The following is a 21,820-nucleotide window of genomic DNA, read 5'->3' as shown; positions in this document are numbered from 1 at the left end:
ATCCGCAGGAACCGACCATGACCCCGAAAGCCAACGCCCATATCGAGGCTATGTCTGCTTTCGCGCTTGCCAATTTCGGCGGCTACGACCAGGCGACGCTGGCTCAGAACGAAAGCGCCTTTCCGCCCAGCCCGAAAGCGATCGAGGCAGGCCGCGACGCCGTGGCGCGCAGCCACCTCTATCCCGACCCGGACTGGACACAGCTCCGTGACGCCATCGCGCGGACCTACCGCGTCGAGCGCGAGCTGGTCCTGTGTGGCGCCGGCTCGATGGACCTCATCGCCTGCACCATTGCCGCTTTTGCGGGCCCTGGCAGCGAGGTCCTCGGCACCGACTATGCGTATAATTTTATCGCCTCCGCCGCAGCGCGTGTCGGGGCGACGTACGTCAAGGCTGCCGAGCGCGAGTTCACCGTTTCGATCGACGCCATCCTGGCCGCGGTGACCCCGGCGACGCGCATCGTCTTCGTCTGCAATCCCGGCAATCCGACCGGCACCTGCATCCGCAATGCCGAATTGCTGCGCCTGCGCGCCGCGCTCCCGGGAAACGTGCTGCTGGTGATCGACCAGGCCTATGGCGAGTTCGACGATCAGGACCCCGAGCCCGTCTTCGCGCTCGCCGGACGCGGCGACACGATCGTGCTGCGCAGCCTGTCCAAGGCCTATGGGCTTGCCGGCGCGCGCGTCGGCTGGGGATTGTTTGCGCCCCGCATCGCCGACGAGCTGCGCAAGATGCAGAACTCGAACCAGATATCGACGGTGAGCCTCGCCATGGCCCTCGCCGCGGTCGAGGACCAGGCCTATACGCGCGGCATCGTGGCGCGCACATCGGATATCCGCGACCGCTTCATGCGCGACTTGAGGGCGGCCGGCTATGTGGTGCCTGAGAGCCGGACGAATTTCGTGCTGGTCCGCTTTCCCGATGCGGCGGCCGCCGAGGTGGCCGACAAGACCCTGCGCGGCGCCGGCATCATGGTGCGCGGCCTGAACGGCTACGGGCTGACGGATTGCCTGCGCGTGACCGTCGGTCCGCAAGAGATCATGGACCGCACGCTGCGCATCCTCACCGGCATGCGCGGCCGGCGATGCTGGTGAGAGCCTGATTGAGGGATTTTCTGAAGTGACATCCAGCACGCCCTACCTGCCCGCCAGGGATTTCATCGGCTATGGCGAGAAGCCGCCGCAGGCGCAGTGGCCCGGCGGGGCCAAGCTCGCGCTCAACATCGTCGTGAACTATGAGGAGGGTGCGGAATACTCGATCGGCGAAGGCGACGGTGTCTCCGAGGCGATCCTGTCCGACCTTGCCGTCTCTCCCGCCGTGCCCGGCCTGCGCAACCGCAACATGGAATCGCTCTACGAATACGGCTCGCGCGTCGGCGTCTGGCGGCTCGCCTCGCTGTTCCAGGACAAGGGCGTCGTCCCGACCTTCTACGTCGTCGGCCGCGCGCTGGAACTCAATCCGGCCGCCGGCAAGGCGATCGCGGCGCTCGGCAGCGACATCGTCTGCCATGGCTGGCGCTGGATCGACTATGCGCCGCTGAGCGAGGAGGAAGAGCGCAAGCATATCGCCATGACCGTGGACACAGTCCGCCGCCTCACCGGCATCGATCCGGCGGGCTGGTACACTGGCCGGCCAAGCCTCAACACGCGCCGGCTCGTCGTCGAGCATGGCGGCTTCCTGTTCGACTGCGACGACTACAATGACGACCTGCCCTATTTCGTCGATGTCGACGCCAAGCGGCATCTGGTCGTGCCGCACTCTTTCGACAACAATGACAGCCGTTTTTCGCGCGGCTCGGGCCTCGAGACCGGCAGCCAGTTCTTCGACTATGTCGGCGACGGCGTCGACTGGCTGCTGAAGGAAGGCGAGAGGACGCCACGCATGATGACGGTATCGCTGCATTGCCGGCTGGCGGCGCGTCCAGGCCGCATGATCGGGCTGGAGCGCTTCCTCGACAAGATCATCGCCAACCCCGACATCTGGGTCTGCCGCCGCTCCGACCTCGCCCGCCACTGGCTGAGCCGATTCGGCGGCTGAGGGAATTCAAACGAAGAGATAGGCCGGCGGCAAAAGCCGCTGGTACACAACCCTACTTGTTCGGCACTTCGTAGACCTTGCCGTGCCACGGCGCGGCGTCGATCTGGTCGAGCGCCATCACGTAGAGCACCTTCTCGTCCGGTCCGAAGGCGAAGTTCGGCATCGATGGCGACGGCACCGACAACGTGCGCAAAAGCTTGGCATCCTTGTCGACGACGAGGATCTTGCCAGGAGCATCGAGCGAGCGCGGGCTCTGGCCGATATACATTTCGCCGGCCTTGTCCATCTTGATGCCATCCGGCCAGATATGCGGCTGGTTCGGGAAGACATCGTCGAGGCGCAGGAAGACGCGCCGGTTCGAGAGGCTGTGGTCGGACGCGACGTCGAATTCGATGATCCTGTTGTCCTCGGTTTCGACCAGATAGAGAATCTTGCCGTCATTCGATAGGACGAGGCCATTGGCGTTGTGCAGGTCGCCGGCGACCTTCTTCACACTGCCGTCCTTGGCGATGTAATAGGCCGAGGCATCGATCAGCGGGCCACCCTTGCCGGAGCCGGTGAAATAGACGCCGCCGTCCTTGTCGGGCGCGAGATCGTTCGGGCCGCTGAACGGGTCGCCGTCCGTGTCCTTGGCATAGGCGGGCAGCGTCTTGCCGTCGGCCGAGATGCGGCCGATCGTGTTGTTGTCGTAGCAGGTGACGAGGAATTCGCCTGTTGTCGTCGGCAGCACGGCCGAGGGGCCGCAGCCATCCATCTTCCAAAAAATGTCGTTCTTCTTGCCGTCCCAGACGGTCACCGTGCCACGGCCGTATTCGACGTAAAAAAGCTTGTCCTGATACCAGATCGGGCCCTCGGCGAACCACGCATCGTCATTGACCACCTTGACGTCCGCAGCCTGCGCGGCGGACGTGAGCGCCAAGGCAAACAGAGCGCCCATCAAATACCGTTTGATCATGCGATTCCCCTTTGTTTTTAGTTGGCTACAGTCCTTTTTTGAATCTTTGCCCCAATCGGCCGGGGGCTCAGGCTACGACCGCAGGCGCTTGCCTTCGGGGTCGAATGGCGGATGCGGCAGCAGCACCGCGTCGTGTGGCTGCCCGAGAATGGCGACGGTCACCTTGTCGCCGGCCTTGGCGGTTCCCGCCTTGACGTAACCCATCGCCAGCGACTGCTCGACGAAATAGCCATAGGCGCCCGATGACACCTGGCCGATCGGCGTGCCGTCCGGCAGGAAGATCGGCTCGCCGCCGGTCGCGTCGGCATCCTTGGCCGACACCGACAACATGATCAGTTCGTCACGCGCCGGCTTCCCGGCGACGGCGAGATAGGCGTCGCGGTTGAGGAACTCCTTGTCCGTCTTGATCAGCCGGTCGAGCTTGACCTCCTGCGGCCAGTATTCCGGCGAATATTCGCGACTCCAGCTGCCATAGCCCTTCTCGACGCGCAGCGACATCAGCGCCCGTGAGCCGACCGGCCCGGCGCCGAGTTCCGCGCCCGCCTTGAGCAGCGCGCTGTAGAGCTCGATCTGGTCGGCGGCCTTGCAATGCAGCTCCCAGCCGAGATCGCCGGTGAAGGAGACCCTGAGCGCCACCACGTCGACGCCGGCGACCGTGATCTGGCGCGAGCGCATGAACGGGAAACTCTCGTTCGACAGATCGTCATTGGTCAGCCGCTGCAGCAATTCGCGCGATTTCGGCCCGGCGACGTTGAAGCCGCCGAGCTCCTCGGTGCGCGAGCGGAACGTCGTGCCTTCCGGCAGCGGTACGGATTTGAAGAAGCGCTGGTGGAAGCGCTCGGCCATGCCCGAGCCGATCACCATGAATTCATCTTCCGCCAGCCTGGTGACGGTGAAGTCGCCGGCAATGCCGCCGCGCTTGCCGATCAGCGGCGTGAGACAGGAGTTGCCGACCTTCGTCGGCATGCGATTGGCGAACAGCGCGTTCAGCCAGGCTTCTGAGCCGGGACCCTTCACCTCGTATTTTGCGAAATTGGAGATGTCGATGATGCCGGCATGCTCGCGCAGCATGCGCGCCTCGCGGCCGACCGGAGCCCACCAGTTCTGCCGCGTGAAGCCATTCGTCTCCTCGCGCGGCTCGCCTTCCGCAGAAAACCACAGCGGATGCTCCCAACCGAAATTGAGGCCGAAGACGGCGCCCATCTCCTTCTGCATCTCATAGGCCGGCCGTGTCCGCACCGGACGGCCGGCGGCGCGCTCCTCGTTCGGGAAATGGATCTTGAAGCGGTGGCTGTACTGGTCCTGCACGCGCGCCTTGGTGAAAGCCTTGCCGGCCCAATGGCCGAAGCGCGCCATGTCCCAGCCGAACATGTCGAGCGTCGGCTCGCCCTCGATCATCCACTCGGCGGCGAGCTTGCCCATGCCGCCGGATTGCGAGAAGCCCGGGATGATGCCGTTGCAGCAGAAATAATTGCTGAGCTCCGGCGCCGGGCCGAACAGCACAGCACTGTCCGGCGACCAGATCATCGGACCGTTGATCACCTTCTTGACGCCGGCGGTCGCGGCGGCGGGAACGCGCTGAACGGCGCGCATCATGTTTTCCTCGATGCGGTCGAGATCGTCGGGGAACAGCTCATGGCCGAAGTCGAGCGGCGTTCCTTCCTCGGCCCAGAATTTCATGTTGCGCTCATAGGCGCCGATAAGCAGGCCCAGGCCCTCCTGGCGCAGATAATATTCGCCGTCGCGGTCGGCGACCGAAGGCAGGCGGCGACCCATGGCGGCGATTTCCGGGATGGTCTCGGTGACGAAATACTGGTGCTCGGTCGGGATCAGCGGCAATTGCAGGCCGGCCATCGCGGCGACCTCCCTGCCCCACAGTCCGGCGGCATTGACCACCCATTGCGTATGGATGTCGCCCTTCGGCGTGCGCACGATCCAGCTGCCGTCGGCTTGAGCCTCCGTCGCGGTGACCGGCGTGAAGCGATGGATTTCGGCGCCGCGCTGCCGCGCGCCTGCTGCGTAGGCCGCTGTCACGCCCGACGGATCGACATTGCCGCCTTCCGGCTCATACATGATGCAGCGTATGCCGTCGAAATCGACCAGCGGATGCAGCCGTTCCGCCTCGTCGCGGCCGACTTCGTAGAAATTCATCTTGTAGCGCCGCGCCTTGGCTTCCTGCAGCCGCAGCTGATGCTCGCGCGCCTCGGTCTGGGCGAGATAGAGCGAGCCCGGCTGGAAGATGCCGCAGCCCTGGCCGGTCTCGGCCTCCAATTCCTTGTAGAGCGCCATCGTGTAGTGCTGCAGTCGGCTGATGTTGGTGGAATCATGCAGGCCGTGGATGTTGGCCGCCGCGTGCCAGGTCGAACCGGAGGTGAGCTCACTGCGCTCCAGAAGGACGACGTCCGTCCAGCCGAATTTGGCAAGGTGATAAAGGATCGAACAGCCGATCAGACCGCCGCCGATGACAACGGCTTGTGCATGAGTACGCATAGTTGAGCTTTCTTCCCTTGGTTCGGCGACTTTGTTTTTCGCGCTTCCTCGAAGCGGCTGGAGTTTGATTTAGCTGACTGATCAATCGCAGTCGCCTGGCGAGTTCAGGGGCGCAAAGCCGCGCCCCTGAGATGCTTGTGGTGGTCGGTCCACCTATGCCTTGTCCAGCCAGACCTTATCGAGCTGCAGTTCGAATGTCTGATGCATGCCGAGGTTCTTCACATAGGTCGCGTGGTGCCGGTAGAGCGAGCGCCAGAATGCCTGGACGAGGATGCCGGAGTCCTGCAGGATGAACTCGACCTCCTTCATCACCTCCTTGCGCTTTGCCGGATCGGGTATCGCGAGCGCCGCATTGAGCTTCTTGTCGAAATCCGGATTGGCGTAACCGGACTCGTTCCAGGCCTCGCCGCTGCGATAAGCGATCGCCAGCACCTGCACGCCGAGCGGTCGCATGCCCCAGTCGGTCGTCGACCATGGATATTTCGTCCAGTCGTTCCAGAACGAGGAGCCAGGAATGATGGTGCGCTTGACCTTGAACCCGGCCTCGCGCATCTGCGCGGCGACGACGTCGGCCGGATCCTTCACATAATCGGCGTCATAGGAGATCAGCTCAAACTCGTGATCCGTCTGGCCGGCCTCGGCCATCAGCGCCTTGGCCTTGGCGAGATCGCGCGGAACTTTCGGCAGGGCGAAATATTCCGGATGGATCGGGCAGACATGGTGGTTCTCGGCGATCTGGCCGAGGCCGCTATAGCCCAGCTTCAGCACAGTCTCGTTGTCGACCGCGAGCTGGATGGCGTTGCGCACGCGCTTGTCGTCATAAGGCTTGTTGGTCACGTTGGTGCGCAGCACGATGGTGCCGGCGGTGACCACCTGCTCCTTGACCAGGCCCATGCTGTCGTAGAGATCGACCGTGCCGCCGACTGTCTGGTAGTTGCAGTCGATTTCGCCAGCCTCGAAGGCGCTGCCTATGGCGGGGTTCGAGGCGTCCGAGCCATAGTCCGTCCAGTCGACGCCATCGAGATAGGGCTCGCCGCCGAACCAGGTGAAGTCCTTGCGCCGCCGCACCGAGGCCGACTCGCCGACTTTGTAGGAGATCAGTTCATAGGGACCGGTGCCGGGCGTCTTGAGCATATCGGCGCCGTTCTTGTCGAAGTCGCGGTGCACGATAACCGCCGGATAGTCGGAAAAGCCCGGGATGATGGTGACGTCCGACTGGCCGCATTTCAGCTTCACCGTATGGTCGTCGACCTTGGTGATGGCGCCCTTGGCTGCTTTCTTGGTGGCGGGATCGATCAGCGAACCCATGCGCCCGGCCATCGAGTTTCCTTCGGCCGCCTTGTCGCACCAGCGTTCGATGTTGTGGACGATGTCGTCGGCGTTGAAGTCGTCGCCGTTCGACCACTTCACGCCCTTGCGCAGATGCAGCGTGTATTCGGTCGCGTCGTCGCTCACCTCCCAGCTCTCGACGAGATGGCCCTGGAAGGTGAAGTCGGTGGTGTAGCGGATCATATAGTCGTTGCACTGGCGCATGACGTTGGCGATTTCCGACCAGTCCCAGGCGCGCGGATCCTTCATGTCCTTGATGATCATCTGCATCTTGAGGATGCCGCCCTTCTTGCCGGGCACGATCGCCGCGGCCTTGGCCGGTTCGATACCGGCCATCGAATAGGCGAGTGCCGTGGAAGCCCCCATTACGCTCGCCATGGCGAGGAATTCGCGGCGGTCCATCCTGCCGCCTTTGACTTCGGCTGCGTAGCTTTCGATGACCGCCGGGACGCGGTCACCGTTGCTCTTGAACATTGTCATCGTTGTTCTCCGGTTCAGGGCTTTTTGCCCGTTCATTCCCCTTGCAATAGGCATGTTAGGGGCGATGCAAAAATCCCGGAAGGGCTCGGAACTTCACAAACCGCAGAAACGCGGCTGTAAAGGCCTAAAAAAACAATGCCATTGGCCCGTCAAATTTTTGAGGGCAGAGCCGAGGCTAATGCAAGTCGCCCAAAAGTGCGTGGCGGTTTTGGGACGACGACATGCATCAAAGCAAAGCCTTGAAGCGCGGCGTCGTGCGACGCGCTTCAAGGCCGCGCCGCGTCTTCCCTGGCCTTGGCAAGGATCCATTCCCTGACCGTGCGCGCGATGTTTCCCTTCGAAAGCTGGCTCTCGGTCAGGTAATAATTCCAGGGGCTTGGCGGCCGCACAGGGAACGGCTCTATGAGCAGCCCGCGCCCCATATAGGCATGCGCCAGCGAGCGCTGCGTGGCGACGAGCCCGGCCCCCATCGCCGCCAGTTCGAGCGCGATGTTGGAGGCATTGGTCGACATGCCCTTGTCGTGATCCTCCATGTCGACGCCAAGCGCATCCGCGACCACCTGCCAGTATTCCTGACGGCCATGCACGAAGATCCAGTCGACCTTGAGCATATCCTGCGGCGTCTTCAGAACATGCTCCCCCTCGAGCATGCTTGGGGCACAGAGCAGCACCAGCTCGTCGTTCCAGAGCGGGATGGCCGCTGGCGGGCGATCGTCGAAACGCCGCGTCGAGATGGTGATGTCGGCGATCTGTTCGCTCAAGTCTTCCCAGATCGTGCCGTGCAGCACGATCTCGATCTCCGGATGCTTCTTGCGGAACGCCGCCATGCAGCCCGCCAGCCAGTTCTCGGCAAGGCTCATCGGGCAGGACACGACCACGGTCCGGTTGCGCGAGGAGGCGACGATCGCTTCGGTCGCCTGGTCGATCTGGTCGAGCGCCTGGCGCAGCGTCGGCAGGAACGCCTCGCCCATCTCGGTCAGCTTCAGGCTTCGCGGATAGCGGATGAAAAGTTGCCGGCCGATATAGTGCTCGAGCGCGCGCACATGCGTGCTGACCGCGGCCTGCGTGTAGCCCAGCTCCTTGGCGGCGGTGGTGAAGCTCAGATGCCGGGCCGAGCTCTCGAACGAGCGGATATAGTTCAAAGGCGGCGGCGGCTTCATCCCGGACTCCTGCTTTCGCCATAGCTATCGCATCGACCGAGAGGTGTTCAATCACAGACAAACGACAAGGCATGGATATTTTTGGCCAAAGCCGCCAAACTAATCGCGTGCCTGGGCGATGAACCCAATTTATTGATGTTGTGAGCAGAGTGGGGAGATACGCCAAGTGGCTGTGCCGTCGCATCGGCGTGAAGGGCCTGTCGTCAATTCCGACACGTTCGAGCGCATCGCCGATTTCGTGCTTAGACGTCCCGCCTCCGTCTTCCCTGCGCAGGTGCTGGACCAGGCGCGGTATCTCCTCCTCGATACGCTGGGCATCGCTATCGCGGCAGGTCCAATGGAAGCCGGCCGCATCGCCCGTGATGTCGCCGTGCTGCTCTATGGTTCCAGCGAACCGCATCATTCGGCCCGGATGCTGTTCGACGGACGCCGCGCCAGCATCGCAGGCGCGGCTTACGCAATTGCCACGCAGACCGACAATCTCGACGGCCATGACGGCTACAGCCCGACCAAGGGCCATATCGGCGTCGCCGTCGTGCCGGCGCTTGCCGCGCTCGCCGAAGCAAGGCCCGACCTTACCGGACCGGAAGCGCTGGCATCGCTGGTGATTGGCTATGAAGTCGCTGGACGAGCCGGCATCGCGCTGCATGCGACGGTGAGCGACTACCACACGTCTGGCGCCTGGAACGCGTTGGGCGTCGCCGCTGTCGCCGCGCGGCTACGGCGGCTCAGCGAAGCGCAATTGCGCGAGGCGCTCGGCATTGCCGAATATCACGGCCCGCGCAGCCAGATGATGCGCGAGATCGCCACGCCGACCATGCTGCATGACGGGTCCGGCCCCGGCGCGCTCATCGGGCTATCGGCCGCCGTTTTGGCCGAGCGCGGCTTCACCGGCGCGCCGGCGATCACGGTCGAAGCACCGGAAGTCGCTGAGCATTGGCGCGATCTCGGCGTCTTCTGGCAGTCGCTGCACCAATACGTAAAGCCCTATCCGATCTGCCGCTGGGCGCATGCCGCGATCGACGCCGTGCGTGGGCTCTGCCTGGCGCATAATCTTGGCCCGTCCGACATCGCGCATGTCCAGGTCAACAGCTTCCACTATGCGGCCACACTCTTCGACGGCATGCCCGACACGACCTCGAAGGCGCAGTACAGCCTGCGCTTCGCTGTCGCCACCTTCATCACCCATGGCCGCATCGGGCTGGAGCATATTTCCGGCGGCGGGCTCAAGGACGCGGCCGTCGCCGACATGCTCACCCGCATCGCGGTGACCGAAACCGAGCGCCACAGCGCCCGCTTCCCGGCCGGCCGCTGGGCCGATGTCGTCATCACCACCAACGACGGGCGCGTGCTGGCCTCGGGCGACGTGCATGCGCGCGGCGGGCCGGAAGCGCCGATGACGCTGCAGGATGTCGAGGCCAAATACATGGAGTTCGCCGCACCCGTGCTCGGCGCCGACCGCGCAGCGGCGATCCGCGACGCGGTGCTGTCGCTCAATGATCGCGATAGCCGCTTCTCCGACCTATCGGCGCTGCTCTACGATCCTCCCGGGACTCACGGCTGAGCACGCAATGCCACGCACGCGGTGCCAAGCCGCCGCGCAGACCAGCATCATGCAAAGGACCATCATGACCCGCCCGCAAGGAACCATCGCCCCGATCCTGACGCCCTTCGAAGACGATGGCCGCATCGCGCGCGATCTCTGGGCGTCCCATGCCAAATGGGTGCTGGACCAGGGCGCGCATTTCCTCTCGCCCTTCGGCACCACGGGTGAAGCGCTTTCGCTATCGCTGCGTGAGCGCATACAGGCGCTGGAATGGCTCGTCGATGCAGGCATTTCTCCCGCCCGCATGATGCCGGGCACTGGCGTCACAGCGCTACCCGAAACGGTCGAGCTGTCAAAGCACGCCGTCGGCCTCGGCTGCGCCGGCGTAATGGTGCTGCCGTCCTTCTTCTACACCGGCGCTGGCGACAACGGGCAGGCGCGCTACTACAGCGAGCTGATCGAGCGGGTGGCCGACCCGGCACTGCAGATGATCCTCTACCACATCCCACAGAACTCCGGCGTGCCGGTCAGTCCCGCGCTCACGGCGAGCCTGAGCAAAGCGTTTCCGGACACCGTCGTCGCCTACAAGGACAGCGCCGGCGACTGGAACAACACCGCCGCAATCATTGCCGCAGCGCCCGATGTCGCGGTCTTCCCGAGTTCGGAGGCACAGCTCACCAAGGGTCTCGCCAGCGGCGCCGCCGGTTGCATCTCGGCCACGGTCAATCTGAACGCCGCCGCCATCCGCCGCCTCTATGACGCGGCCCGCAAGGGCGAGGATGTCACCGAAGCCGATGCCGCCATCAAGGCGTTCCGCAAAGTGATCCAGGACGCCGGACTGATCCCGGCGATGAAGGCCGTGCTCGCGGTCAAGTCCGGTGACCGGCGCTGGCTGAACCTGCGCGCACCGCATGAGAATGCAACGTTGGAAAGCGGGCAGGCACTGCTCGAGGCGCTCGGCGGCGCCGCCGACCATATCGGCCGCAACTGAGGCCCTGATGTCGGTGCGCCCAACAGTGATCCTGCACACCGACAAACCTGCCGGCGCGCTGGCTGTGCTGGCGGAGACGCATCCTGACCTCGCGGTTCATTCCTGCGAGACCTATGCCGGTCTTCCCGCCCTGATCGAGCGGACAGGCGCGGAGGTGGTCTATACCGTGCGCTTCGACGGCACGCCGCGTTATCCACGCCAGGCCCTGGTCGAGAGCGCTACGGTGAAATGGGTGTCGATCGGCGGCTCCGGCACGGACCATCTCGGCCGCTGGGATCCGGCGCGCGTCACAGTCACGAATTCCGCCGGCGTCGCGGCCGGCATGCTGGCGGAATACGCGCTCGGCGCCATGCTCTCCTTCTCGCTCGACCTGCGTGGCTTCGAGCGCCGGCAGCAGGCGCGCCAATGGGGCGGCGGCCGTGTCGAGCCGATCGAAGGCAAGACCGTGTTGATCGTCGGCCTCGGCAAGACCGGCGAAGCCGTCGCCAAACGTGCGCAAGCCATGGGCATGCGCACGCTGGGCATTCGCGCGCGGCCAAAGCCGACGCCCTGCCTCGACGAAGTGCACGGCGTTGACGCGCTGCTGACGCTGATTGCCCGCGCCGATTTCATTGTCTGTTGCGTGCCTCTGCTGCCCACGACACGCGGCCTGCTCGGCGAAGCGGCCTTCGCCGCGATGAAGCCGTCCGCTGTCCTCATCGACATTTCGCGCGGTGGTGTAGTCGAGGAGAAAGCCCTTCTGGCGGCGCTCGACAATGGACGGATCAAGGGTGCGGCGCTCGATGTCTTCACGACCGAGCCGCTTCCGCCCGAGCATCCGCTGTGGGGCTCCGACAATGTCGCCATCACGCCGCATTGTGCGGCGGTCTATGACGGCTGGGACATCAAGTCGGTGCGCATGTTCGCCGACAATCTGAAGCGTTACCGCAACGGCGAGCCGCTCGAGAACGTGGTCAATCCGGAACGCGGGTACTAGGAGCAATTCCAGGAAAAGTGCGCGGCGGTTTTCCGTCCGGAATTGCGAAAAAGATTCGAAGGGGAACAAGTCTGATGTCACAAGACAGGCGCGGCGGCGGTCGCCGAGCGAAGCTCGGACGCGGTGGTGGCGGCATCGCACAACTGCCGTGGCAGAGTGTCAAGAACCCCTACCCGCCCATGCAGCTTCTCGACGAAGAGCGGATGCAGCAGTTGCACGACACCTCGATGCGTATCCTGTCGGAACTCGGCATCCGCGTCATGAGCGAAAAGGTGATGGATCTGTTTGCCGCCGCCGGCGCCATCGTCGACCGCGAGAACAACACCATCCGCGTCGACGAGAGCATCGTTACCGAGGCTCTGCGCAACGTGCCCTCGTCCTTCACGCTGACCAGCCGCAATCCCGAAAAGCAGGTCCATTTCGGCGGCAACTCGCTCGTCTTCGGACTGGTTGCCGGTCCGCCCAATGTGCATGACCGCATCAATGGCCGGCGTCAGGGCAATCTGCCCGACTACCAGAATTTCATCCGGCTGGCGCACCACTTCAACGCCATCCACATCATCGGCAACCAAGTGGTGGCGCCGATGGAGCTGCCGGCCAATGCGCGCCATCTCGACACCTATCACGCCAATCTGACGCTGAGCGATCTCTCCTTCCACTGCACCGCGATCGGCCGTGCCCGGGCCATGGACGGCATCAACATGATGGCGATCGCGCGCGGCATCTCGGTCGAGGAAATGCGCGCCTCGCCAGGTGTCACGACGATCATCTCGATCAACTCGCCGCGCCTGTTCGACGACGCGATGGCGGAAGGCCTGATCGCCATGGCCGAGCACGGCCAGCCCGTGACGGTCACGCCCTTCACGCTGATGGGCGCAATGACGCCGGTGACGCTTGCCGCCGCCCTTTGCCAACAGAACGCCGAGGCGCTGTTCGGCGTGGTGCTGACGCAGCTCGTCAATCCGGGCACGCCGGTGATGTACGGCGCCTTCACCTCCAATGTCGACATGAAGTCGGGCGCGCCGGCCTTCGGCACACCGGAGAACGCCAAGGCCAACATCATCGCCGGCCAGTTGGCGCGGCGCTACAATCTGCCCTACCGCACCTCCAACGCGAACGCCTCCAACGTCGTCGACCTGCAGGCCGCCTACGAAACCGAGATGGCGACATGGGGCGCGGTGCTTGGCGGCGCCAATTTGATCTACCACGCGGCGGGCTGGCTGGAGGGCGGGTTGACGGCGTCCTACGAAAAGCTCGTGCTCGACGTCGAAATCCTGCAGAACATGATGGAGTTCCTGCGGCCGCTGCCGTTCCAGGAGGACGACCTCGGCTTCGAGGCGATCAAGTCGGTGCCGGCCGGCGGCCATTTCTTCGGCGCCGAGCACACCATGTCGCGCTACACCACCGCCTTCTACCAGCCGATGCTGTCCAACTGGCAGAACCACGGCGCCTGGGAGGAAGCTGGCGGCAAGGATGCGCTGGAGCGGGCGACCGAGCTCTGGCAGCAGGCGCTAAACGATTACGAAGAACCGGTGATGGACCCCGCGATCCGCGAGGAGCTCGACGCCTATGTCGCGCGCCGTCGCGAGGAGATCGCGGCCAATCCGGAAGCTTAGGAAACTGGTCTAATGCCTTATGATCTCGTCATTCGTCACGCGACGGTGATTTCCGGCGATGGCTCGAAACCGTTCGAAGCCGACATCGCCGTCACCGGCGACAGGATCGTGGCGATCGGCCGATTGGACGATGCGAAAGACTCCGAGGAGATCGACGCCCGGGATAAGGTGGTCGCGCCAGGCTTCATCGACGTGCACACCCATGACGACGGCGCGCTTTTGGCGCCGCGCGGCATGGACCCGAAGATCAGCCAGGGCGTGACGACCGTGATCGCCGGCAATTGCGGCGTCAGCCTGGCGCCACTGCTGCTCGACAAGACACCGCCGCCACCCTTCACGTTGGTCGGCGGCCGCGGGAATTTCCGCTTCGACCGCTTTGCCGATTATGTCGCCGAGTTGAAGCGGCGCGGCATCGCCACCAATGCGGCCCTGCTCGTCGGCCACACCACCTTGCGCCAGCGCTGCATGCCGGTGACCGACCGGCCGGCAAACGACGCGGAAACGGCGGCGATGCAGGAAGCCGTCGCCGAGGCCATGGCCGAGGGCGCGTTCGGCCTCAGCACCGGCCTCGATTATCCGCCGGCGGTCAACTCATCGACCGAGGAGGTCAAAGCGCTGGCTACAACGGCTGCACAGAATGGCGGTCCCTATGTCACCCATACCCGCAATTATTTCGAGGCGATGGACGAGGCGATCGAGGAAGCGATCGACATTGCCGATCATGCCTGCGGCAAGCTGTTCATCTCGCACCACCAGTGCACCGGCCGCGCCAATTTCGGCAAAAGCCTGCCGTCGCTGGAACGGATCGACCAGGCGCGCGAAACAATGGACATCGGCATGGATGTCTATCCCTATGCTGCAAGCTCGACCGTGCTGCGGCTGGAGCGCTGCGATACGGGTCTGAAAATCCTCGTCACCTGGTCGGATCCGCACCCCGAGATGGCCAGGCGCGAGATCGCCGACATCGCGCGCGAATGGAACTGCACCGAGCGCGAAGCCGGCGAGCGCCTGCTGCCGGCGGGCGCCGTCTATTTCCAGCTCGACGAGGACGACGTCCGCAACATCATCGCCCATCCGCGCACCATGATCGGCTCGGACGGCCTGCCGCATGACATCCATCCGCACCCGCGTTTGTGGGGCACCTTTCCGCGCGTGCTCGGGCACTACGCGCGTGACGTCGGGCTGTTCAAGCTCGAGGAAGCGGTATTCCGGATGACCGGCTTGCCCGCGAAGGAATTCGGCATCGCGCAACGCGGGCTGCTGGCCGAAGGCAATTTCGCCGACATCGTCGTCTTCGATCCGGCGACGATCATCGACACCGCAACTTTCGAGGAGCCGCGCCGGCCCGCCGCCGGCATCGAGCATGTCTTCGTCAATGGCGTTTCTGTCTGGCGTGGCGGCAGGGCGACGGGAGCACTGCCAGGCAGCGTTCTGAAACCGTCGGCTTCAAAGGCGATCGTCAGAGGCGCTTGCGGCTGCGGCTGATCACAGCGCTTCATAAATCCGGTCGACTGTTTCCAGCGTATAGGTGAACTCCACCGGCCGCGTGCAGCGCCAGCCGTCGAAAGGCTGGCCGGCCAGCGCCTTCAAGGCTTCGGGCAGGCGCAATATACCGCCGCCGTAAAGCCGGTTGGCCATATCGAGCATGCCGGTGCGATGCATGGCCTCGGTCATGCTGCCGCAGGCTTCCTTGACCAGCCAGACGCGAAAGCCCTGATAAACCGCGTCGAAGACGCTTTCGGTCACGCAGCTGTCGGTCAGCACGCCGGCGACCACGAGATTCTCGATGCCAAGCGCGGCGAGTCGCTGCGAAAGATCGGTGCGGCGAAAAGCGCTCGGCCAATGTTTATGAATGACGATGTCACCGGGCAGCGCCGCCACCTCGGCGCAGATCGCGGCGCCCTCGCTGCCTGCGATGGCGGAGCGGAATTCCGCAGTCAGGATCTCTTCCTGCCGCGCATAGCCGTCGCGCTCCTCCGGCTTCACCCAGGCCTGCGCATGGATGACCGGTACGCTTGCCGCGCGCGCGGCTTCGATCAGTTGAGCTGCATTGGCGAGTACCGCGTCGTAGCCGACGACCGGCCAAGCCGCGCCGGGCCGATATTCATTCTGCAGGTCGATGACCAGCAAGGCGGTCTTGGCAAGGTTCATGGTTGATCCGAAAGATTATCGAAGTCGGTGACGAAACGCAGAAGCAGCCGGATCGCCTGGTCGAGATCGGCGATCTCCATCGCTTCATACGGATTGTGGCTGCCGTTCTCGTTGCGCACGAACAGCATCGCGGTTGGAATTCCCGCGCCCGCGAAGGTCGCGGCGTCGTGGCCAGCCCCGCTCGGCACATGCGGCGCCTGCATCTGCAATTCAGCGGCGGCGCGATCCATTCCCGCGATCAACGCAGGCGACATGGTCGCCGGCTCCCAGGTGAAGCGCGCCCCGGCCTCGAAGGTCACACCACGCTTGGCGCCGACCTCGACGAAAATCTCCTGAAGCCGCGCTTCGATGCGATCCAGAACGGCGGCTTCGGCGCTGCGCACGTCGAGCGTGAAGCCGAGCTCGCCCAGCACCCGGCTGCCGCCATGCTGTGTCGGATCGGACTGCACGCGGCCGAAGGTGATCGTCGCTTCGTGGCCTTCGCGTTCGAGCGCATCCCATTCGGCCTCAAGCGCGGCGACCAGGTCGGCAAAGCCGAGCACGCTGTCATGCCGGGCAAAGCGCGGCTCGGCGCCGGAATGGGCGTAAGCGCCAAAGCACTTGACATCGACATAGCGGAAGCCGCCGGCAATGCCGGTGACGATACCGACCGGCGCGCCGGCGGCAATCAGGCGCGGGCCCTGCTCGATATGCACTTCGACGAAGGCCGCGATCCTGCCGGCATCGATACCCGGCACGCCGCGCCGCACGGCATCGGGGTCGAAGCCCTCTTCCAGCATGTGATCGGCAAGCGTGCGACCGCTATCGGACCGCCTCGCTTCGAGCGCTTGCGGATCGAGCAGGCCAAGCGCTGCCTGGCTGCCCGGATAGGACAGCGGAAACCAGACGGCTTCCTCCGCCCGCGTCGCCACCACGGTGAGGTCGCGCGGCAACCGGATGCCTTGCCCGACCAACTCGGCCATCACCGCCAGGCCGGCAGCGACACCGGCCGCGCCGTCGAAATTGCCGCCATGCGGCACGCTGTCCAGATGCGAGCCGATGACGATCGCCGGCAGGGCCGGGTCGATACCCTTCAGCGTCAGATAGAAATTGCCGGCGGCATCGACGCGCGCAACAGCGCCAAGCTCTTCCGCTTCCTCGCGCACCAGATCATGGGCAAAGCGTTCGCCAGGTCCGTAGGCGACGCGTGTAATGCCCGGCGCATCGGTCGTGGCCTGCGCAAGCCTCTCCAGCACACGCTCCGCCAGCTTGCCGCCGGCCGTCAGGTTCGTCATGAGGGGGCCTGCCGAGAAAAAGTGGCGGCGCTGCGCAACCGATGCGGCGTGAGATCGTCCAGCGACACGCCGTGCCGCGCGACATCGTCCGGCAGGCCGCCGCCGACGATCAGGCTGGCGCAGACGCGCGACAGCGCCGGCGAGGTCTTGATGCCGTAGCCGCCCTGCCCGACCAGCCAGACGAAATCCGGAAATTCATCATCGGGCCCGACCACCGGCGACCCATCGGCGACGAAGGTCCGCAAGCCCGCCCAGGAGCGCGACACGCGCTGCACCTCGATCGTGGTTGCAGTTTCGAGACGCTCGGCGCCGATCGCGACATCGATGTCTTCCGCAAAGGCGTCCATCGGTTCCGACGGCGTCGCATCGGCCGGCGAGACGAAAAGCTGCCCGGCATCCGGCTTGAAATAGAACTCCGCGCCGACATCGTTGACCAGCGGCCAGTCGCTGATGTCGACACCAGCAGGTGCCGGAATGTTGAAGGCGGTGCGGCGCTTCGGCAGCAGGCCAACCGGACGCACTCCGGCCATCGCCGCGATCTCGTCGCCCCAGGCGCCGGCCGCATTGACGATCAGCGGCGCAAGGAACGTCCCCGCTTCCGACTCGACCCGCCATTGCCCCCTCTGCCGCCCGATGCCCTTGACGCCGGCCTTGGTGACGATGCGGGCGCCGCGCGCTCGCGCACCGCGCAAAAAACCCTGATGCAGGCCGTTGACGTCGATGTCCATCGAATGCGGCTCGATATAGGCGCCGGCGAGATAATCCCGGCGCAGCACCGGCACGCGCGCGATCGCCTCGGCCGGCGTCATCGCGACGATCGAAGGCACCAGAGCCTGCGCGGCAGCCAGGTCTTCATGCAAAAGGTCGAGCTGGTCGGCACGCGCCACCGTGATCATGCCGCGCTTGCTGAGCAGCGGATAGTCGCAAAAGCCGGTCGGCGGCTCAGTCAGGAAGGCGCGACTGGCAAGCACGATCCGCCGAATGACGCCATTGCCATAATTCTCGGTAAAACTCGCCGCCGAACGGCCGGTCGTGTGGTAGCCGCAATGGCTCTCCTTTTCGAGCAGCACGACTTTCGAACTGCGCGAAATCTCATAGGCAGCGCCGGCGCCTGCCATGCCGCCGCCGATGACGATCACATCGGTCTGCTCGCTCATGAGCGCCCATCCTTTACAAGTGTCTTGCGCGGCCTGACCGGCGGCTCGCCCAAACGGCCTCGACGAGCGCGGTCGCGGGCGCCGCGCCCTTCAGCCAGATTCTCGGCCAGCGAGTTTTGTGAGGCGCAAGCCCGCAATGCCAGGTCGGAGACGAAAGGCACCGGCTTGCCGGCAATCTGTATGCCTTTCAACCGCGCCCAGACCGCGCGTCGCTTGCGTACCTGATGCGATTGCAATTCGCGGATTTCGGCAATGTCGGTCTCGCGCTTGATCTGTAGCACACCAGCCTCGACGGCTGCGTCGAATAGCTCCAGTCCGCGCTTTGTCCGCACGATGATGCCGTTGAGCGGCTCATCCTCGACAGCCGGTCCGCCATTCAGCCAGGCATCCGACACCGCAATATCGGCCACTTGGCCGATTGCATCCGGACAGATTTTGCAGCGCGGCTGGATCATCCACTTGTCCTCGTCTTCCCACAGCTGCCGGTAGCCGATCTCGAAGGCGCGGCCGTCCATGGTTTCGATCCGGTTGGGGCCGGGATTGCCATGCCCCCGGTAACGGAACAACGCCAACTCATCCTCACGCAATCCGAAGCGCTGCAACACCTGCTCCGACTTGGTCAGATCCGAAGCGCCGCCGCACACGAAAGCGAGCGCATAGCGCATATACCGATCAACGCGCGGATCGAGCCGTGCCAAATTACGCACGGCGGTGATGTCGCATGGCTTGGCGATCAGCGCGAACGGTTCGCCGCGATCGATGATGTCGTTGAAATCCACCAGCGTTGCCGCCGGGCCGTAGCGCGAGCCGGCGCCTTCGAGCACCGAGGCGGCGTCGAAGCTCAATCGGCGTTCCGTGCGCATCGGTTCGGCGCGCGATGCCGCGACATGCAGCACAAATTTGACGCGCCCCGAGTTCAGCAGCAATTGTCCGAGCGCCGTCAGCGTTCCGCCGCCTGAACCGATAAATCGCACCGTGGAATCTGCCGCGCGGCCGAGCACCAGCCTTTCGACCGGTCCCCAGACGGGGTCCGCCAGCCTGGCCTCTCTCAGTTGCGCCGGTGGTGGACCGGCGATGCGAGTTCCCGGACAGACGGCGTTGATCCGCATCAGGGTTGGCCGGTCCAGCGGCCGCTTCGCCACCGGCCGCTCACGACCTTCCGGCGTCATCACCATATCAATTTCACCGGTGCCGGCCATCGAGCGACAGAGACCGCAACCGATGCAAAGGCCGTTCACGACGATCTCGCTGAGCGACAGCGGATCGGTCGCGCGAGGCGCCGTGTCCTGGTTTGGATGAGATCCATCTCGTTCGATCTCAGACCGGTTCCGAAATGCGCTTGTACTGGTCGGGGCGGCGGTAGAGCGCGAAGTTGAAATTCACTTTCCGGCAGGTCTCGATCAGATCGAGATCGGCGCGATGAACGATGACCTCATCGTCGAGCGATAGCGCTTGTGCTGCGATCTCACCGGTCGGCGCGATGATGCAGGAGCCGCCGATCAGCGCCTGGCCGTCTTCCAGCCCCGCCTTGGCGGCGGCGCCGATCCAGAGCGTGTTCTGATAGGCGCCGGCCTGCATCGGCAGATGGTTGTGGAACATCCTGAGATGCGCCAGCGCCGGCGCTTCGTCGAGCAACAGCGGCGTGTTGTAGCCGAGCAGCACGACCTCCGCCCCGTTGAGGCAGAGCATGCGGTAGGTTTCCGGCCAGCGGCGGTCGTTGCACAGCGCCAGGCCGACGCGGACGCCGCGATAATCGAACACCGGGAAGCCGAGATTGCCCGGCTCGAAATAGCGGCGTTCGAGATGCGTGGTGGTGCCCGCTTCCGGTTCGCTGGAGCCCGGCACATGCATCTTGCGATAGCGCCCGATGAAGCCGCCATCCGGCCCGACAAGGTCCATGGTGTTGAAATGCCGCGCGCGACCGTCTTCCTGCGTGAGCTCGCAGTAGCCTAGCGCAAAGCCGACCTTCAGACGCGCCGCCGCATCGTAGAGGCGCTGCGTCTTCGGCCCCGGCATCGCGGCCTCGTAGAAGGCGTCGATCTCGGCCTGGTCGTCGATTTTCCAGCGCGGGAAGAAGGTGGTGAGCGCCATCTCCGGAAACACCGCGATCTCGGCGCCGGCGGCCGCGGCTTTCTCCAGCAGATGCACCAGACGGTCGACCGTCTCGGCGCGCGAGGCGCTGCGCTGGATCGGTCCGGTCTGGCAAACGGCAATGGTCAGGCATCGAGCCATGGCGTCCAATCCTCGACTGGTTTTCCGGAAGTTGCGGGATCGGCGGCGGCTCGCGCCACGAAGCGGCCGAACCCCGGCTCTGCCTGCAACTTACCGTCGGCGACCACCGGCATGCCACGCACCAGAACGGTGGTCGGCCTGCCGGTGACGGTTCTGCCTTCGTAAGGCGTGAAATCGACGCGCGAATGCAGCGCCTTGTGGCCGAGCGTCCAGCGCGTCGTCGGATCCCAGAGCGCCAGGTCAGCGTCCAGGCCCACAGCGATGCTGCCCTTCCTGTCGGCGAAGCCATAAACCGACGCGGCATTGCGCGAGGTGAGATCGAGATATCGCTCGAGCGTCAGACGGCCGGCAAGCAGCCCTTCCGAAAACAGCAGCGGCAGCCGCGTCTCGATGCCGGGAATGCCGCTCAGCGTCGTGGTGAAGTCGGGCGTCTCCGACCGGCCCATCTTGTCGGCGAAGAAATAAGGCGAATGGTCGGACGACCACAGGTCGATGCCGCCGTCGATCAACTCCCGCCACAGATGCGCGTGGCTGCGCGGCGAACGCGGCGGCGGCGAAAAGACGAAGCGCGCCGCATCGACAGCCTCGCGGTCGAGATCGGCCGCGCCGATGAAGAGATATTGCGGACAGGTCTCGGCGATGGCGGCAACGCCGCGCGTCTTCGCCCGCGCGACTTCTTCCGCCGACTGCCAGGACGAGACATGCACGATGGTCATGCGCGCTCCAGTCATCTCGGCGAAGGCTAGCGCGCGATGCGTCGCTTCGCGCTCCATCGTCTCGCTGTGGGCGACGACGTGGTAGCGGATATCGGTGCGGCCAAGATCGATCAGCCGCTGGCGCGTGCGCCGGATCGCGGCATCGTTCTCGGCATGGACCATGACGATCCAGCCCAGCCGCCGCGCGGTATCGAGGACCTTGAAGAAGAGGTCGTCATCGACGGCAAAGCCCTGATAGGTCATGAACAGCTTGACCGAGGCGATGCCACGGCCGGCGAGCGAGCCAAGCTGCGCTTCGACATCGGCGCCGGTGCCCATGGTCACCACGGCATGCAGCCCGTAGTCGATCACCGCCCGCCCCGCCGCGCGATCGAGGGCGCGGTCAATGGCGCCGACGGTCGTCAGCTCCGGGCCGGGCATGCCGAACGGCACGATGCAGGTGGTGCCGCCAAAGGCGGCGGAGATCGTGCCGGAATAGAAATCGTCGGCATTGCCGGCGCCGCCCCAGACCGGCTGGTCGAGATGACAATGCGCGTCGATGCCACCCGGCATCACCCAGCGCCCGCTGGCGTCGATTGCCTTCTCGCCGGAAAGACCGTTGCAGATGGCGGCGATGCGGCCGTCGTCGATGCCGACGTCGCACTTGGCCCACCCGTCGTCGAGCGCCACCCGCCCGCCTTTGATCACCAGCTCATGCATGTACCGCCCCC

General features: G+C 64.9%; 17 protein-coding genes. 7 read left to right on the top strand and 10 right to left on the bottom strand.

Annotated elements, in window-relative coordinates; all coding sequences use genetic code 11:
• Window positions 1-17 precede the first annotated feature (17 nt).
• Together AB6802_RS10740 and AB6802_RS10735 are read left to right on the top strand one after the other, a co-directional pair.
• The gene (locus AB6802_RS10740) at window positions 18-1,094 is read left to right on the top strand and encodes a histidinol-phosphate transaminase (protein ID WP_371010077.1); all 1,077 of its coding nucleotides are present in this window, start codon (window positions 18-20) and stop codon (window positions 1,092-1,094) included.
• A gap of 25 nt (window positions 1,095-1,119) precedes the next feature.
• Complete coding sequence (locus AB6802_RS10735) at window positions 1,120-2,037, top strand: allantoinase PuuE (protein WP_371010076.1); 918 nt, start codon at window positions 1,120-1,122, stop codon at window positions 2,035-2,037.
• 52 nt (window positions 2,038-2,089) lie between these two features.
• On the opposite strand, the gene AB6802_RS10730 is transcribed toward AB6802_RS10735, so the two are convergent.
• The 4 genes from AB6802_RS10730 to AB6802_RS10715 form a co-directional block, all read right to left on the bottom strand.
• Window positions 2,090-2,992 carry an SMP-30/gluconolactonase/LRE family protein gene (locus AB6802_RS10730; RefSeq protein WP_371010075.1) on the bottom strand — a complete coding sequence of 301 codons (903 nt, stop codon included), beginning with the start codon at window positions 2,990-2,992 and terminating at the stop codon, window positions 2,090-2,092.
• A 72-nt stretch (window positions 2,993-3,064) separates the two neighbouring features.
• Complete coding sequence (locus AB6802_RS10725; protein WP_371010074.1) at window positions 3,065-5,482, bottom strand: FAD-dependent oxidoreductase; 2,418 nt, start codon at window positions 5,480-5,482, stop codon at window positions 3,065-3,067.
• A 153-nt stretch (window positions 5,483-5,635) separates the two neighbouring features.
• Entirely contained in the window at window positions 5,636-7,291 is a 1,656-nt protein-coding gene (locus AB6802_RS10720; protein WP_371010073.1) for an ABC transporter substrate-binding protein, read from the bottom strand.
• Between the two features lie 266 nt (window positions 7,292-7,557).
• Window positions 7,558-8,451 carry a LysR substrate-binding domain-containing protein gene (locus AB6802_RS10715; RefSeq protein WP_371010072.1) on the bottom strand — a complete coding sequence of 298 codons (894 nt, stop codon included), beginning with the start codon at window positions 8,449-8,451 and terminating at the stop codon, window positions 7,558-7,560.
• A gap of 166 nt (window positions 8,452-8,617) precedes the next feature.
• Between AB6802_RS10715 and AB6802_RS10710 the strand changes: the two genes are divergently transcribed.
• From AB6802_RS10710 to AB6802_RS10690, 5 genes are all read left to right on the top strand, one after another.
• Entirely contained in the window at window positions 8,618-10,015 is a 1,398-nt protein-coding gene (locus AB6802_RS10710; RefSeq protein WP_371010071.1) for an MmgE/PrpD family protein, read from the top strand.
• 49 nt (window positions 10,016-10,064) lie between these two features.
• Window positions 10,065-10,988: a dihydrodipicolinate synthase family protein gene (locus AB6802_RS10705; protein ID WP_371010070.1), complete on the top strand. Its 924-nt coding sequence runs from the start codon at window positions 10,065-10,067 to the stop codon at window positions 10,986-10,988.
• 7 nt (window positions 10,989-10,995) lie between these two features.
• On the top strand, window positions 10,996-11,964 hold the full coding sequence (locus AB6802_RS10700) for a D-2-hydroxyacid dehydrogenase (RefSeq protein WP_371010069.1): 969 nt from the start codon (window positions 10,996-10,998) through the stop codon (window positions 11,962-11,964).
• Between the two features lie 74 nt (window positions 11,965-12,038).
• Window positions 12,039-13,580 (top strand): trimethylamine methyltransferase family protein, encoded by a 1,542-nt coding sequence (locus AB6802_RS10695; protein ID WP_371010068.1) that lies wholly within the window; start codon window positions 12,039-12,041, stop codon window positions 13,578-13,580.
• Between the two features lie 12 nt (window positions 13,581-13,592).
• Window positions 13,593-15,065 carry an amidohydrolase family protein gene (locus AB6802_RS10690; RefSeq protein ID WP_371010067.1) on the top strand — a complete coding sequence of 491 codons (1,473 nt, stop codon included), beginning with the start codon at window positions 13,593-13,595 and terminating at the stop codon, window positions 15,063-15,065.
• Here AB6802_RS10690 and AB6802_RS10685 read toward each other — a convergent pair whose 3' ends face one another.
• From AB6802_RS10685 to hydA, 6 genes are all read right to left on the bottom strand, one after another.
• Window positions 15,066-15,731 carry a cysteine hydrolase family protein gene (locus tag AB6802_RS10685; RefSeq protein WP_371010066.1) on the bottom strand — a complete coding sequence of 222 codons (666 nt, stop codon included), beginning with the start codon at window positions 15,729-15,731 and terminating at the stop codon, window positions 15,066-15,068. It lies immediately after the preceding gene.
• Window positions 15,728-17,005, bottom strand: a complete 1,278-nt coding sequence (locus tag AB6802_RS10680; protein ID WP_371010065.1) for a Zn-dependent hydrolase — start codon at window positions 17,003-17,005, stop codon at window positions 15,728-15,730. Before AB6802_RS10680 ends, AB6802_RS10685 begins: the two co-directional genes overlap by 4 nt.
• Complete coding sequence (locus AB6802_RS10675; RefSeq protein WP_371010064.1) at window positions 17,002-18,162, bottom strand: NAD(P)/FAD-dependent oxidoreductase; 1,161 nt, start codon at window positions 18,160-18,162, stop codon at window positions 17,002-17,004. The genes AB6802_RS10680 and AB6802_RS10675 overlap by 4 nt, the downstream gene beginning before the upstream one ends.
• Window positions 18,159-19,400: a Coenzyme F420 hydrogenase/dehydrogenase, beta subunit C-terminal domain gene (locus AB6802_RS10670; protein WP_371010063.1), complete on the bottom strand. Its 1,242-nt coding sequence runs from the start codon at window positions 19,398-19,400 to the stop codon at window positions 18,159-18,161. Before AB6802_RS10670 ends, AB6802_RS10675 begins: the two co-directional genes overlap by 4 nt.
• Before the next feature lie 79 nt (window positions 19,401-19,479).
• A complete protein-coding gene (locus AB6802_RS10665) occupies window positions 19,480-20,394 on the bottom strand; it encodes a nitrilase-related carbon-nitrogen hydrolase (RefSeq protein ID WP_371010062.1) in 915 nt (304 codons plus the stop codon).
• Window positions 20,379-21,809 carry a dihydropyrimidinase gene (gene hydA / locus AB6802_RS10660; RefSeq protein ID WP_371010061.1) on the bottom strand — a complete coding sequence of 477 codons (1,431 nt, stop codon included), beginning with the start codon at window positions 21,807-21,809 and terminating at the stop codon, window positions 20,379-20,381. The genes AB6802_RS10665 and hydA overlap by 16 nt, the downstream gene beginning before the upstream one ends.
• Window positions 21,810-21,820 lie beyond the last annotated feature (11 nt).

The sequence above is a fragment of the Mesorhizobium sp. RCC_202 genome, from assembly GCF_041355295.1.
GTDB lineage: Bacteria > Pseudomonadota > Alphaproteobacteria > Rhizobiales > Rhizobiaceae > Mesorhizobium.
This window is presented reverse-complemented; position numbering and strand designations above follow the sequence as displayed.

What these genes read in the sequence shown, in the direction of transcription:
- AB6802_RS10740 (WP_371010077.1), top strand. Translation starts at nt 18, where the DNA reads ATGACCCCGAAAGCCAACGCCCATATCGAGGCTATGTCTGCTTTCGCG.
- AB6802_RS10730 (WP_371010075.1), bottom strand. Translation starts at nt 2,992, where the DNA reads ATGATCAAACGGTATTTGATGGGCGCTCTGTTTGCCTTGGCGCTCACG.
- AB6802_RS10725 (WP_371010074.1), bottom strand. Translation starts at nt 5,482, where the DNA reads ATGCGTACTCATGCACAAGCCGTTGTCATCGGCGGCGGTCTGATCGGC.
- AB6802_RS10720 (WP_371010073.1), bottom strand. Translation starts at nt 7,291, where the DNA reads ATGACAATGTTCAAGAGCAACGGTGACCGCGTCCCGGCGGTCATCGAA.
- AB6802_RS10715 (WP_371010072.1), bottom strand. Translation starts at nt 8,451, where the DNA reads ATGAAGCCGCCGCCGCCTTTGAACTATATCCGCTCGTTCGAGAGCTCG.
- AB6802_RS10705 (WP_371010070.1), top strand. Translation starts at nt 10,065, where the DNA reads ATGCAAAGGACCATCATGACCCGCCCGCAAGGAACCATCGCCCCGATC.
- AB6802_RS10700 (WP_371010069.1), top strand. Translation starts at nt 10,996, where the DNA reads ATGTCGGTGCGCCCAACAGTGATCCTGCACACCGACAAACCTGCCGGC.
- AB6802_RS10695 (WP_371010068.1), top strand. Translation starts at nt 12,039, where the DNA reads ATGTCACAAGACAGGCGCGGCGGCGGTCGCCGAGCGAAGCTCGGACGC.
- AB6802_RS10690 (WP_371010067.1), top strand. Translation starts at nt 13,593, where the DNA reads ATGCCTTATGATCTCGTCATTCGTCACGCGACGGTGATTTCCGGCGAT.
- AB6802_RS10685 (WP_371010066.1), bottom strand. Translation starts at nt 15,731, where the DNA reads ATGAACCTTGCCAAGACCGCCTTGCTGGTCATCGACCTGCAGAATGAA.
- AB6802_RS10680 (WP_371010065.1), bottom strand. Translation starts at nt 17,005, where the DNA reads ATGACGAACCTGACGGCCGGCGGCAAGCTGGCGGAGCGTGTGCTGGAG.
- AB6802_RS10675 (WP_371010064.1), bottom strand. Translation starts at nt 18,162, where the DNA reads ATGAGCGAGCAGACCGATGTGATCGTCATCGGCGGCGGCATGGCAGGC.
- AB6802_RS10665 (WP_371010062.1), bottom strand. Translation starts at nt 20,394, where the DNA reads ATGGCTCGATGCCTGACCATTGCCGTTTGCCAGACCGGACCGATCCAG.
- hydA (WP_371010061.1), bottom strand. Translation starts at nt 21,809, where the DNA reads ATGCATGAGCTGGTGATCAAAGGCGGGCGGGTGGCGCTCGACGACGGG.